This is a genomic window from Alteromonas sp. McT4-15 (genome assembly GCF_020515205.1).
Taxonomy (GTDB): domain Bacteria; phylum Pseudomonadota; class Gammaproteobacteria; order Enterobacterales; family Alteromonadaceae; genus Alteromonas.
Genome location: NZ_JAJALG010000015.1, coordinates 77737 through 90825, shown reverse-complemented (window position 1 = coordinate 90825; position 13089 = coordinate 77737). Strand labels below are relative to the sequence as shown.

The following is a 13089-nucleotide window of genomic DNA, read 5'->3' as shown; positions in this document are numbered from 1 at the left end:
CGAGTGCCCACACAGATTGTCTTGTCTAAATTTTTAAAGAACAAAGTGCAGAATCATCGCAGATGACTTCTGCGCAAGGAGGACCAACATTACTCTCAGTTGATTCGTTTCCTTGCATCGCAGCTTGATGTTACTCTTGACTGCGAAGCACCTCTCTCGAAGTGGAAGCGCATTTTACATCGTTTATTTTTGATGTCAACCTTGTTTTTAAACTTTTTATTTGTTTGAAAACTTGGTTTCGCACTTAGCTCTATGAACACTTCTTTTTGCTTGAAGCCCCCTCAGAACGTGGAGCGCATTATAGATACCTACTGGAAAAGATCAACAGCTAATTTGTCTTTTTTTGCATTTTAACCCGATTTTAGTGTTAACCGCTCATTTCTCCATCATTTCATGTGATCAAATGCACCTTTAGACTAGTTTTTTCACAATTTATTGTTCAATTTGTTACAAATGAGTAAACTATGACCAGCCTCCAACCCATAATAAACAATAGAAAGGTAGGTATATGAAAGTAGGCTTTATTCAATGCGCTGTTATTAGCGCTATTTTTGCAATTGCAGGTTATTTGTTATTTTCTTCAGCTAGTTTAAATGTACACGTTCCATTGACCGTGTCCGCCGCTTTGCTCATTAGCGGTATCGTCACACCATGGCTAGCATCTCTTATTCAAAGCACATCTTCCTCAGATGCCAGAGATAACACTCAAGAAGGTTCCATTGAAACACTCTACGTAGGTAATTTACCTTACCGTGCAAACGAGAGTGCAGTTAAGGAATACTTTAGCAGTTATATAGAAGTACAGTCTGTCCGCCTAATGAAGGATCGCAAAACAGGTAAGCGTAAAGGCTATGGTTTTATTGAAGTGATCACTGACGATCTAAATAGCGTCATTGATAAAACTAACGATTCCATCTTTCAAGAACGTACGCTAAAAGTACGCCCAGCGAAAGATAAGGTCGAACACGCTTAAGGTATGTTCATGTTGATATAAACAAAAGCCCGGACTCGTTCCGGGCTTTTTTATATTTACAAACTCTTCCTAATTATGATTTAGCAGTTGTCTCTGTGCTTTGCGGAAGTCCTTGCAACAAAGTTTGGTTAAAGGTATGAAATCTATTTATTGCCGATACCAAGTCAGGCACCTGAACGTCTTCCATTTTACTAATTAGTCCCGCAATTAAGGTATTGTAATCTTCATTGCTAGATAACGTACTTTCTACATTGGAAAATGTGCTCATCATTTTATCTAGGTATTGCGAGATTGGACTCACAACATTTCCAAATTGCGATTTGTCACTTTTCTCATCATTATAATGCTGAATATTTTCATACGTCTTTAGGACTTCTGTTTGTGTTGTCCTGTTCAGTTGAAGCGCGTAACCAACCAGTTCCTTATCATCAAAGCCCAAACTGAGTGCTTCTTCAAACGCTTTGTCTATGTCTCCACTATAAAACGTATCTGCAAGATCCTGAACTTGCCCAACGAGATCCGCAACTGATTGAAGTTCTTCCTCATCCAATTCACCTTTGAGCGAAAAACTAATACCGCTTCTTTCGTAATATTGGTAAGAAGTGGTTTGCTCAGCTGTAAACGATTGCGAATCACTACTTGTTTGTGCACCGTTTTCATCTGACGCGTTTTGCGTACCAGAATTTTGTGCAGTGAATGACAATTGCTGCGAAGCCTGAAATGACCGCAGACTTTCAAAGCTAAAGGTCACCTCATCGCCATCTTTGGTTCGGATTAGAAGGCTTCCTGACTTTTCATCTGACGCTGATACTGCTTCTAAAGACGTTAATGACACTGCAGTAGCTTCATTGCGACCAAAAATGTCTGTTTCTAGGTCGTCAATGCCCGTATCAATCAAGTCACGGCTTTTTGTCATTCCCTGCTGAATTTCGTCATTCATAAACCCCGCAAGATCTTTTTCTGCCATAGCAAAGCCACGACTCACACCTTCTCTCGCTTGGCTAAATAATCCGGTGAGATTTTCATCACTAGCCCCACCATTCGCCGCACCTCGAATCACTCCCCCCACAAACTTTAGAACGTTCCTCGCCACTTTTTCAAAATCGAACAAACTGGTCGACTTTTCTTCAATCGCTTTGTCCTTCGTTTCCTGTGGTTTTTGGCCGTCAATCTCAAGTGTTTGGTTAAGACTGCTACTGACAACACGTAGTCCAATACTTGTCTGACTGCTTGATACCGACACCGACGCTGCTTGTTGCTTTGAAAACTCAGCAGCTTGTTGCAACCCATCTTGTTGCAATTGTTTTTTCAGCGCCTCATTCGGGTGAACTGATGCCTTTTGCTCAGCCTTTTGGTCTCCCATAAAGGCTTTAATTTGACCCACGTTCATAATTTGATCCTCACTATCCTCTTTCTTATTATCGGCACTGAATCAGGATTGTTTAATTTTAATACACCTTTTTTATCCCTGCTTGTATAAAAGTGCTTATAAAGCCATTTAGCATTGCACATATTTTGTGAGGGACTACAATTCGCGACCTTGCAAAACAAAACAACGGTGTTAACCACGAAATCGTGATGGAGAGAGTAATATGACCGCACCAGATCTGAAAAACTATCAAGCTCAGCTTGACGAAAAAGTTACCCGCCTAGGTGACTTACTTTCTCCGTTTAATGCACCAAAGTTAGAGGTTTTTAGTTCCCAGCCTACGCATTACCGTATGCGTGCTGAATTTAGGGTTTGGCATGAGGGTGACGACCTATATCACATCATGTTCAACCAAGAGACAAAGGAAAAATACCGTGTCGACGCTTTTCCACCAGCATGCGAGACCATTAATCGCGCAATGACCGCGTTGCTGGAGCACGTAAGACCATCAGAAGTCTTAAGGAAAAAGCTTTTTCAGATAGATTACCTTTCTGCGCTTTCAGGAGAATTGGTAATTAGCCTCTTATATCACCGTCAACTCGACGACGAATGGGAACAGCAGGCAAGAGTATTAAAGCAAACACTTGAAACAGAGTTTAAAAAAGTAAACATCATTGGCCGAGCTCGTAAACAGAAACTCGTTATAGGTGATGACTTCGTTATTGAGCGATTACCAATTAAAGACAGAACATTCATTTTCAAACATATTGAAAATAGCTTTACCCAACCAAATGCTTCGGTAAATTGCAGCATGATTGAATGGGCTCTTGACTGTGTTACCCCCCTTACCGGTGATCTACTCGAAATGTATTGTGGCGCAGGAAACTTCTCACTTCCTTTGGCGCTTCATTTCGACAATGTGGTTGGAACTGAAATAGCGAAGCCGTCAGTTCAAGCTGCACAGTTCAACATAGAACAAAACAAACTGAATAACGTAAAAATTGTTAGATTAGCCGCGGAAGAATTTACACAAGCCATGAAGGGCGAACGTACGTTTAGTCGGTTAGAAGGAATTGAACTGAAGGATTACAACTTTACAACGGTTCTTGTCGACCCTCCGCGCGCAGGCCTTGATGTAGAATCACTAAAAATGATTCAGGATTACGACAACATTGTATATATCTCATGTAATCCCGAGACGCTTGCACAGAATCTTGAATTACTTTGCGAAACTCACGAAATAAGTGCAGCGGCGTTATTCGACCAATTCCCGTTTACACATCACGTCGAAGCTGGTGTGCTGTTGTCCCGAAAATAGAGCACGGCTTCTATGTAAAAGAGTATACGAAAGAGGCCCAAAACGGCCTCTTTTGCATGAGGGTGTTAGTTTTTGCGCTTTAGTTTTTGCGGTAAAGATCAACACTCTCTCGTTATTTCTTACCTACAGTTGTCGTTGCGCCCACCTGCACAAACCTCAGTTGAGCTTTAACTTTTTCACCAATTTCACCACGTAATTTATCGTCAGCTTCCAGTGCTTCAGCCCCCGCACTGAAAACAAGTCTCACCATCGCATCAGCTTGCAGTTGCGCACATGCATATTCCACACTTTGTTGCTCAATAATATAGTCGGTGAGCTCATCAATAAAATGCTGTATTTCTCGAAAAACCGCTAGGCGATACGCCGAGGACGTTCCTGTGTGCTCACGCAATAATAAACGAAATACATTTTTATTAGCTGCGATAAACTCCATGAAAGTTTCTACTGAGGTATGAATAACACCGCCGCCAGATGCAATGCGTCGCCTGGCCTGCCGCATCAATTGTCGAAGTGCTAAACCAGCTTCGTCGACCAATGTAAGCCCCAATTCATCCATATCTTTGAAGTGTCGATAGAAAGACGTAGGAGCAATACCTGCTTCACGAGCAACTTCTCTTAAGCTAATTGCCGAAAGACTTCGGTTTTCATCAAGCAAAGAGAAAGCGGCGTGGATGATATTTTGGCGGGTTTTTAATTTCTGTTCTTGTCGGCTCACAGTTACACCATATTAAGAGGCCCTAGCATAAGACTTTGTAGTCTATCGTAAGAGTATGCGTCAAAGAAACAAAGAAGGTGAATTCTCGCTTAAGCAAATGTTGACGGTATGAAGGCGTGACGAAGTTAATATTTTGTTAAGAACTGAAAATAGAGTGTGATACGGTAGTTGAATAGAGTCTGCTGTCAAATAACCAAGGGGCGTATTGTGCCTAGTTTATTGTGAAAAAGGTCATTCAACCCTACTTACTAAGAGCGATATCAAGTGACGTATTGCGAGATGGACGGCGCAAATTTCACCGCTTACTACGCCGTCTTACAAATCGTAAGGCATGCATTAATGTTTATCTGAAAGTGGATGATCCCTATTCATACCTTTTAGTGCAGGCGCTCCCCAGTATAGAAAAGCGCTTTAATGTCGAGTTTAGTGCTAACGTCATTTATTCATTGCAAGAAGACATGTTTCCCGAACCAGAATTATGGGCAAAACACGCATTAGTTGATGCAAATTATGTGGCTTCTCTTTATCACTTCAAATTTTTACCACACCCCAACAAGTCACCATCGGCGATTGATGTAGCGCATTACGACGCCTACGCAATACATTTACAAGATAGAATTGACCGAGGAGACAGTTGGCAAGCGTTACTTCGTATATTTGAAGATTACTGGCAATCACGCAATGCCAACGAGCCATATCGTCAGATGAAACAATCAAAGAACGCTGATGCCCTCAAAATAAAGCTCAAAGAAAATAGTAATTCCCTATCACAGCAAGGGCACTACCTACCTGCGACCCTCTATTTTGAGGGGGAGTGGTATTGGGGTGTAGATCGCCTTTGCCATTTGGAAGAGCGTTTGTTACACGAGAATCTAGGAAAACTACCTACTATCCACGTTGTTTTCGACCGCAGTTATTTGAATATTCAAAGCTCAATAATACATAACGCCGCACTACCCTCTGTAAAAGTGGAAAACGTCCCCCCTATTGAACTGTTTTGGTCAGCACGCAGTCCTTATTCCTATATCGCACTTTACAAGGCCATATACCTTGCCAACGCGTATGGTGTACCACTTAACGTAAAGCCTGTCCTACCTATGATGATGAGGGGACTAGATGTCCCTAAAAAGAAAGCCCTTTATATATTCTTAGATACCACACGAGAAGCTCGAAAATTGGGCATTGAATACGGTTTTGTCGCAGATCCCTTAGGCTCTGGCGTTGAGCGTTGTTACTCCCTTTTGCGTTTTGCTCGCGAACAAGGACGCTACCTTGAATTCCTTTTGGCATTTGCTCATGGCGTTAATGCCAAAGGCATTAGGGCAGACACAAATGAGGGAATGAAACGTATTGTTGAACAAGCGGGATTAAATTGGACCGAAGCAAAATGTCACTTAAGCGACAGTCAGTGGAAAGAGGAAGTGGTATCAAATCAACAAGAAATGTACGCCTTTGGTAATTGGGGTGTACCGATTTTTCGCTATAAAAACACGATGGTGTGGGGTCAGGACAGAATGTTTGTCATTGAGAGAGAATTACGAGACACAATGAGAACATCGCCGGTCTCAATTCATCAACTAGATTAAGAACTGTCAAAATGAATAGCACAAAGTATATTGCATCCAATTTATCCATTGAGCAGTGGCAGCAAACTGGACAAACGTTTCCTTACTGCGAAATGAATATTTTTTATCAAGACAGTAAATACAGTGAATTGGGTGTAAAAAAGATTCATCCCAATAATTTGCAGGTTGCTCCAACAGTAGTTTTAATACATGGATTCCCTACCGCTAGCTGGGACTGGCACAAAATATGGCCTTCACTGTGTCAGCACTTTAGAGTGATTACACTTGATATGCTTGGATTTGGCTTTTCTGAAAAACCAATCGAGTATGACTATTCAATTCACAACCAAGCGAATGTTTTCGAAGCACTGTTAAAGCACCTTAATATAACGCAATGTCATATCATCGCCCATGACTACGGTGATTCTGTTGCGCAAGAGTTACTTTATCGACACGCCCACATTCATCACAATGATGAAGGACTTACTATACAAAGCGCGACACTCCTCAACGGCGGACTCTTTCCTGAAACTCATCGACCTAAATTTATTCAAACTTTGCTGAATTCTCCTCTGGGCTTCTATGTTGCTAAGTTGATCAGCAAAAAAAGCGTTGATAGCAATATGCGATCTGTCTTCGGAAACGATACTCAACCAAGTATTCAGGAACTAGAGGAAATGTGGCAGCTTATTAATTTCAACCAAGGAAAGCAGGTTTTCCATAAACTCATCGGATATATGACACAACGCAAATATTATAGAGAGCGGTGGTTAGAGGCGTTAACACACGCCGTTTGTCCAATACACATTATCAACGGTAGTGCGGATCCCATATCAGGAGAGCACATGGTAGAGCGGTATGAGACATTAGTCTCAAGCAAAAATATTGTTCGCCTCGCAAATGTTGGGCATTACCCTCAAATGGAAGCACCTGAAGCCGTTAGCGAAACAATCATCTCTTTTATAAACAAGCAATAAGCGATTTTCACTTCAAATGTCGACGCGAATTTGCCGGCATAATCTATAATTAAACTTTACACATGTAAGCAGAACTTATCTTGGTTTTGCTTGCCTGAACTTCCGTAAAACGATAAATTAGCGAACAGTTGTAAGCCAAGTTGTATAAAATGAAAAAACCTCCTCTTATTTTGACTAACGTGCTGGTATTTTTGATATCTGGCGCGATTGCATTTATTGGTGTTCCACTTTGGGTGGCATATCAAGGTATTGATTGGGCCGAAATTGGCGCTGCTATATTCCTATTTTACTTTACAGGTATGTCTATCACTGCTGGCTACCATCGCTTGTGGTCACACAAAACTTATGATGCCAATGTTGTGGTACGCGTCATACTCGCAATCGGCGGTGCCATGGCACTGCAAAATAGTATTTTGCACTGGTCGTCAGATCACCGCATTCACCATCGTCACGTTGATGACAATGACAAAGATCCCTACTCAGCCAAAAAGGGGTTATGGTTCGCTCACATAGGGTGGATGCTGCGTGAATATCAAGCGAAACGCTATGATGATTACAGCAACTGCAAAGACCTACAAAAAGACAAGGTCGTAATGTGGCAACACAATCATTATCTCCCTATCGTTCTGGCGGCTAATTTCGGTATTACTGGATTGCTAGGATATCTAAATGGTGATGTGCTTGGCATGATTTTAATTGCAGGTGTTCTTCGTTTGGTATTGGTTCATCATGTCACCTTCTTTATCAATTCACTTGCCCATTTTTGGGGTAGTCAACCTTATACCGACAAGAACACCGCAAGAGATAATGGTGTTCTAGCATTCTTTACCTTTGGTGAAGGCTACCATAACTATCACCATATCTTTGAGTATGACTATCGCAACGGGATTCGTTGGTATCAGTTTGATCCAACCAAGTGGTTGATTAAAGGCCTTTCTTATTTTGGGTTAACTCGTAATCTTCGCAAGGTACCTGAAGAACGTATCGAAAAAGCATTGGCCGCTATGCAACTTCAGCGTGCTAGCGAGCAAGTCTCTGTATTACCAAATGCTGAAGAGTTGATGCATACCATTCAGCAAGAATACGACTTACTTATGCAGCGTATGAGCGACTACTACTCAACAAAGAAACGGGTAATGCGTATTAAGCAAAAAACGTTGAAGCGCAGTATTGAGGGATTAGAGCTAGCTTATAAGTACAAGGAACTAAAGCACGCGTTTGCAGTTCAAAAAGAAAAATGGTTACAACTGCAAACCTTGTCTTTGCAAATGGCATAAGCCAATGTAGTCAACAGTGCACGTAAAAAAACCACACCAGCCTTTGGCTCGTGTGGTTTTTTATTATCTACGACTAGAGTCGGTTGGAATTACTGTGGTAGTCAGGTAATACTATGATAAGAGCGTGCTAAGTTTTGCTTGGTACACGCTTATCTAAAATAAAAAACAACGAGTTGGGAAAAACATGGCAACGAAGCAAAAAACAAAAGCACCGTCATACCATTATGATGCAATTGTAATCGGAACAGGCCCTGGCGGTGAAGGTGTGGCAATGCAGCTCGCTAAAGCGGGAAAGAAAGTTGCAATTGTAGAGCGCTATGACGCTGTAGGAGGAGGCTGTACTCATTGGGGTACAATACCCTCTAAAGCGCTGCGCCATTCCGTTAGTCGCTTAATTGAATACAATACGTCGCCGCTTTTTGCTGACAACCATTTAAGTAAGAGTCTTACGTTTTCCGACATTATGCGCCATGCCAGTGGTGTTGTTAAAAGCCAAACTCGACTGCGCTCCTCATTCTATGATCGCAATCGCGTAACCTTGTTTCACGGAGAAGCAAGCTTTGTTGATGCCCATACGTTAGAAATCACCCGAAAAGACGGTTCGAAAGATACTGTCACTGCGGAGCAAATTGCCATTGCTACGGGCTCTCGCCCTTATTGCCCGAAGGATATCGACTTCAATCACCCGCGTATTTATAACTCAGACACTATTTTGTCGTTAAATCACGATCCTAAGTCCATCATTATTTACGGTGCAGGGGTTATCGGCTCTGAGTACGCCAGTATATTTAGAGGACTTGGCGTAAAAGTTGATTTGGTGAATATGCGCGATCGTTTACTGTCGTTTCTAGATACCGAAATTTCAGATGCGTTGAGTTATCACCTGTGGAATAACGGCGTGCTTATTCGCCATAACGAAACCTATTCATCGGTGGAAGCAACTGACGATTCAGTGATCCTTAACCTAGCGTCGGGTAAGCGAATGCGTGCAGATTGTTTGTTGTTTGCAAACGGTCGAACGGGTAATACCGATACGCTTAAACTTGAAAACGTAGGACTTAAGGCAGACAGCAGAGGGCAATTAAGCGTTAATGAGAACTACCAAACTGAGGTCGATAATATCTATGCCGTGGGCGATGTAATTGGCTACCCTAGCTTGGCATCAGCTGCCTATAATCAAGGTCGTTTTGCCGCCGAAGCGATGCTCGACAAGAAAACCCATGCCGCACTGGTCGCAGATATTCCTTCGGGTATCTACACCATTCCTGAAATAAGCTCTGTTGGTAAAACAGAACAAGAACTCACGGCTGCAAAAGTGCCTTATGAAGTGGGCCGCGCCCAGTTTAAACACTTAGCCCGTGCACAAATTGCCTCTACTCAAACAGGTAGTCTTAAAATTTTGTTTCATAGAGAGACCAAAGAGATCCTTGGGATCCACTGTTTTGGCGAGCGTGCATCGGAGATCGTACATATCGGTCAGGCAATTATGCAGCAAAAAGGCGAAGGCAACACGATTGACTACTTCGTCAATACCACATTTAACTACCCAACGATGGCTGAGGCTTATCGTGTTGCAGCTATTAATGGCTTAAATAGAATTTTTTAACAGGCACAAAAAAGCCGGCATCAAGCGCCGGCTTTTGAGCTAACTATATTATTAGTTACGGTTCGCAGCTAACGCATTCAACGCGTCTTTATGAGCCACGATATCAATGTGCATTTTTTCTTGATCGAATGTCATTGTTGCAATGGCGTAGTCGCCTTGACTCTCGCTAGCAACTTCAATCATTTTTGCTTGTGCATCACGGAAACGAATGTTGTTACCGATTTGGTCGGCCATACATTGGTTATTCATTTCGAATGTTTTCGCATCCATGCAATCGAAAAGCTGGTTACTGCCAGATTCCGCATGCGCAATACCAAATGCAGCTGATAATGCTAATCCAAGTACTACTTTACGCATGTCTCTTCTCCTGTGTTACAGTACATTACTGTTAAATGTAAATATACTGTATATACGTGAGATAGTCAATTCAGATCATAGTAATGTTACAGAAGTATGACAGTGTGAAATATTTGACGAGATTTGGAAAAAAATTGTCTGAATTCGGAAACTTAGTAGAAAATATCAAGGCTTGCACTCTATGTAGTGACACACTACCCTATGCGCCGCGTCCAATTTTTTCTCTACATAATAAGTCTAAGATCCTTATTATTGGTCAAGCACCAGGCTTAAAAGCCCATAAAAATGAAAAGCCATTCGACGACTTAAGCGGTGAGCGTCTACGCCATTGGATGGGGATCAGTGCTGAATTATTTTACCAACCTGAGAATGTCGCTATTCTACCAATGGGGCTCTGCTTTCCGGGCTTAATTGACGGCGCTGATGCACCGCCAATCAAACGTTGTGCGCCTACTTGGCACCCTTCTATTCTCACACACTTAAAACCAGTACTTACACTTTACGTCGGCCGTTATGCGCAACAATATTACGTCAAAGAGTACAAAACACTAACAGAAGCGGTAAAACACAATAAGTCCAACGAATATGTACTTCCTCATCCATCGGGACGAAACAACCGATGGCTAGATAAGAACCCGTGGTTTGAAAATAATGTCGTTCCTCGGCTGCAACAGCGCGTAGCCGAGGCATTACGCCGTTAATCTTGCTCTTTCAATAATTCTAGCAGATCGTCAAAGGGCATTGGTTTAGCATATAGATACCCTTGTGCTTCATCGCATCCCAATTTAATCATGTAACTTGCTTGCTCGCGTTTTTCAACGCCTTCTGCAATAGTTAACAATCCCAATTTGTTGCCCAATGTCACGATTGTTTCAGCAAGAACTGCACTTGCACCGGGCTTGATGTCCTTAACAAACGAACGATCGACTTTTAAACGATCCAGTGGTAATTGTTGTAGGTAACTCATGGATGAGAAGCCTGTGCCAAAATCATCAATCGCGATTTTCACACCAAATTCTTTTAATGCTCTAAGTGCATCAATCACAATTTGTGGTTCGTCCATTACCACACTTTCAGTGATCTCCAGTTCTAACAAGCTTGGATCGCAATTAGCGGTAGACAAAGCATGCTTAACTTTATCGACAAATAAACGATCTCTGAATTGTGGAATAGAAATATTCACTGCAACACGCAAATGACCATAATCTAGCTCTCGTAGTTGCTGTAGCCTGCGGCAGGATTCTTCTAATACCCACTCACCTATATCAACAATCAAGCCAGAGTATTCAGCCAAAGGAACAAATACTGCGGGTGAAATATAGCCGCCGTCACCGTCAGGCCAGCGCAATAACCCCTCCATTCCCACTACTTTTTCACTCAGTAAATCTACTTGAGGTTGAAACCACAGTTCGAGCTTGCGTGCAGCAAAATCGTTACGCAAACGCCTAATCATATCTAGTCGCCACGTAGTTTGATCTTCAATATCCTTCGCGTAATACTCAAAATTATCGGTTAAGTTCTTCTTAGCACGATTAAGCGCGATATTAGTTCGCTTGAGAATTTCTATACCGATATTACGCTTGTTATCGAGCTTGCATAAACCCAGCGTTACATTAACAGGTAACGTGTGATCCCCAACTTGAAATGAAGATTCAAATATCTCATTGATTGAATCAGGCGAAACTGAGGTTGCTGGCCCTATAAGACCAAAGACATCGGCACCAATTCGCCCTTTTTTAACGTCATCACCAAACGCGGTTTGAAAACGGTCGCTTATTGCGCGTAACAGATCGTTCCCGACCTCCTGACCTAGTCCATCGTTAATATCAGAAAAGTGATTTACATCGACAAGCGCCACGCAGCAATCTTCGCATGCAAAGATATGGGGTTTATCGAGCATATTAATAAATTCATTTCGGTTAGGTAAACGCGTTAGCCAATCTCTAAATGCTGCATTTCTCAATTCATGGAATAGATTTACGTTTTCGTAGCCAACGGAAATGCTTGATAAAAACACTTCTAATAAATCGCGGTCAAGGTCACTGATTTCGTGTGTTTGGCGAACGTAGACTGCGGCTTCAAAGCCTGCCCGGCTAATAAATAAAACCGAGAACCCAGCCTCAAAAATGTGTTTTTTGAGGCGTAAGCAGCGTGACACGTTATCTGCAATTTCGTCTTTCTGTAGCTCTTCAATAGGCTTGTTAATGTACTTTGCATACTCACCGGCAGCGCCAAGCACATAAACATCTTCATCTTCACGGTCAATCAATGAGCCCGCTCTGGCACAAAGTAAGCCTTCTGAATCCAGTCCTATAAGCGAACTTATTTGTGTAACGACACCTTCACAAAACGCTTTAACCGAATGCTCTTCAAACAAATTAGCTGACGACGTAATGATTTTTTCTAAACCGGCGCGATTTTGACTTATGGTAATGATTTGCTGATAAGAACGCAGAGAGGCAATAATTGTGGTAAGTAACTTGGCTCTTGTGAGCTCTGTTTTCGTCTTATAGTCATTAATGTCGTAAACTTTGATGACTTGCTCTTCCGGCGCATAACCGGGCTGGCCAGTACGTAAAATTATGCGAGGCTCAAATAGCTTTATATCTTCGCGAATGTACTTGACCACTTCAAAACCGGCATCATCGGTTTCCATCACTACATCAAGTAAGATAATGGCAATACTATTACCATATTCGTGCAGTAATTCCTTGGCTTGTTTACCTGAATAGGCATGGATGAAATTAAGCTTGCGATCATTGACCACCAGATCAGACAAAGCAAGGCGGGTGACGGTATGAATTTCTTCATCATCATCAACAATAAGGATGTTCCAGTCTTTGCCTAGAAGTACTTGTTCGTCAGTTGAACCATCATCGTCTAAGAAGATGAGTTCGTCATTATCGTAATCCATTGCCGACATTACCACTTA

11 protein-coding genes are annotated in these 13089 nt (G+C 42.1%); 7 read left to right on the top strand and 4 right to left on the bottom strand.

Translation table 11 applies throughout. The features are described from left to right. Nucleotides 1-508: 508 nt before the first annotated feature. A complete protein-coding gene (locus LHL20_RS12325; RefSeq protein ID WP_202262479.1) occupies nucleotides 509-973 on the top strand; it encodes an RNA recognition motif domain-containing protein in 465 nt (154 codons plus the stop codon). 73 nt (nucleotides 974-1046) lie between these two features. On the opposite strand, the gene LHL20_RS12320 is transcribed toward LHL20_RS12325, so the two are convergent. Next, a complete protein-coding gene (locus LHL20_RS12320; RefSeq protein WP_226433514.1) occupies nucleotides 1047-2363 on the bottom strand; it encodes a DUF5610 domain-containing protein in 1317 nt (438 codons plus the stop codon). A gap of 202 nt (nucleotides 2364-2565) precedes the next feature. On the opposite strand from LHL20_RS12320, the gene trmA reads away from it, so the two are divergent. Next, nucleotides 2566-3660 carry a tRNA (uridine(54)-C5)-methyltransferase TrmA gene (trmA, locus tag LHL20_RS12315; RefSeq protein ID WP_226433513.1) on the top strand — a complete coding sequence of 365 codons (1095 nt, stop codon included), beginning with the start codon at nucleotides 2566-2568 and terminating at the stop codon, nucleotides 3658-3660. A gap of 112 nt (nucleotides 3661-3772) precedes the next feature. On the opposite strand, the gene fabR is transcribed toward trmA, so the two are convergent. Continuing rightward, nucleotides 3773-4375, bottom strand: a complete 603-nt coding sequence (gene fabR / locus LHL20_RS12310; protein WP_159627885.1) for an HTH-type transcriptional repressor FabR — start codon at nucleotides 4373-4375, stop codon at nucleotides 3773-3775. 221 nt (nucleotides 4376-4596) lie between these two features. On the opposite strand from fabR, the gene LHL20_RS21190 reads away from it, so the two are divergent. From LHL20_RS21190 to sthA, 4 genes are all read left to right on the top strand, one after another. Next, nucleotides 4597-5961 carry a DsbA family protein gene (locus LHL20_RS21190; protein WP_226433512.1) on the top strand — a complete coding sequence of 455 codons (1365 nt, stop codon included), beginning with the start codon at nucleotides 4597-4599 and terminating at the stop codon, nucleotides 5959-5961. Nucleotides 5962-5972: 11 nt separating this feature from the next. Then, complete coding sequence (locus tag LHL20_RS12300) at nucleotides 5973-6917, top strand: alpha/beta fold hydrolase (protein ID WP_226433511.1); 945 nt, start codon at nucleotides 5973-5975, stop codon at nucleotides 6915-6917. Between the two features lie 149 nt (nucleotides 6918-7066). Next, a complete protein-coding gene (locus LHL20_RS12295) occupies nucleotides 7067-8194 on the top strand; it encodes an acyl-CoA desaturase (RefSeq protein ID WP_202262484.1) in 1128 nt (375 codons plus the stop codon). Between the two features lie 184 nt (nucleotides 8195-8378). Then, nucleotides 8379-9800, top strand: coding sequence for a Si-specific NAD(P)(+) transhydrogenase (gene sthA, locus LHL20_RS12290; RefSeq protein ID WP_226433510.1), 1422 nt, complete (start codon nucleotides 8379-8381; stop codon nucleotides 9798-9800). Between the two features lie 51 nt (nucleotides 9801-9851). Here sthA and LHL20_RS12285 read toward each other — a convergent pair whose 3' ends face one another. Then, nucleotides 9852-10157 carry a pyridine nucleotide transhydrogenase gene (locus tag LHL20_RS12285; protein ID WP_159627875.1) on the bottom strand — a complete coding sequence of 102 codons (306 nt, stop codon included), beginning with the start codon at nucleotides 10155-10157 and terminating at the stop codon, nucleotides 9852-9854. A gap of 134 nt (nucleotides 10158-10291) precedes the next feature. Between LHL20_RS12285 and LHL20_RS12280 the strand changes: the two genes are divergently transcribed. Next, a complete protein-coding gene (locus LHL20_RS12280) occupies nucleotides 10292-10858 on the top strand; it encodes a uracil-DNA glycosylase family protein (protein ID WP_226433509.1) in 567 nt (188 codons plus the stop codon). Here the strand turns inward: LHL20_RS12280 and LHL20_RS12275 are convergent. Beyond that, on the bottom strand, nucleotides 10855-13080 hold the full coding sequence (locus tag LHL20_RS12275; protein ID WP_226433508.1) for a bifunctional diguanylate cyclase/phosphodiesterase: 2226 nt from the start codon (nucleotides 13078-13080) through the stop codon (nucleotides 10855-10857). The two genes, LHL20_RS12280 and LHL20_RS12275, sit on opposite strands and share 4 nt — an antisense overlap. Nucleotides 13081-13089 lie beyond the last annotated feature (9 nt).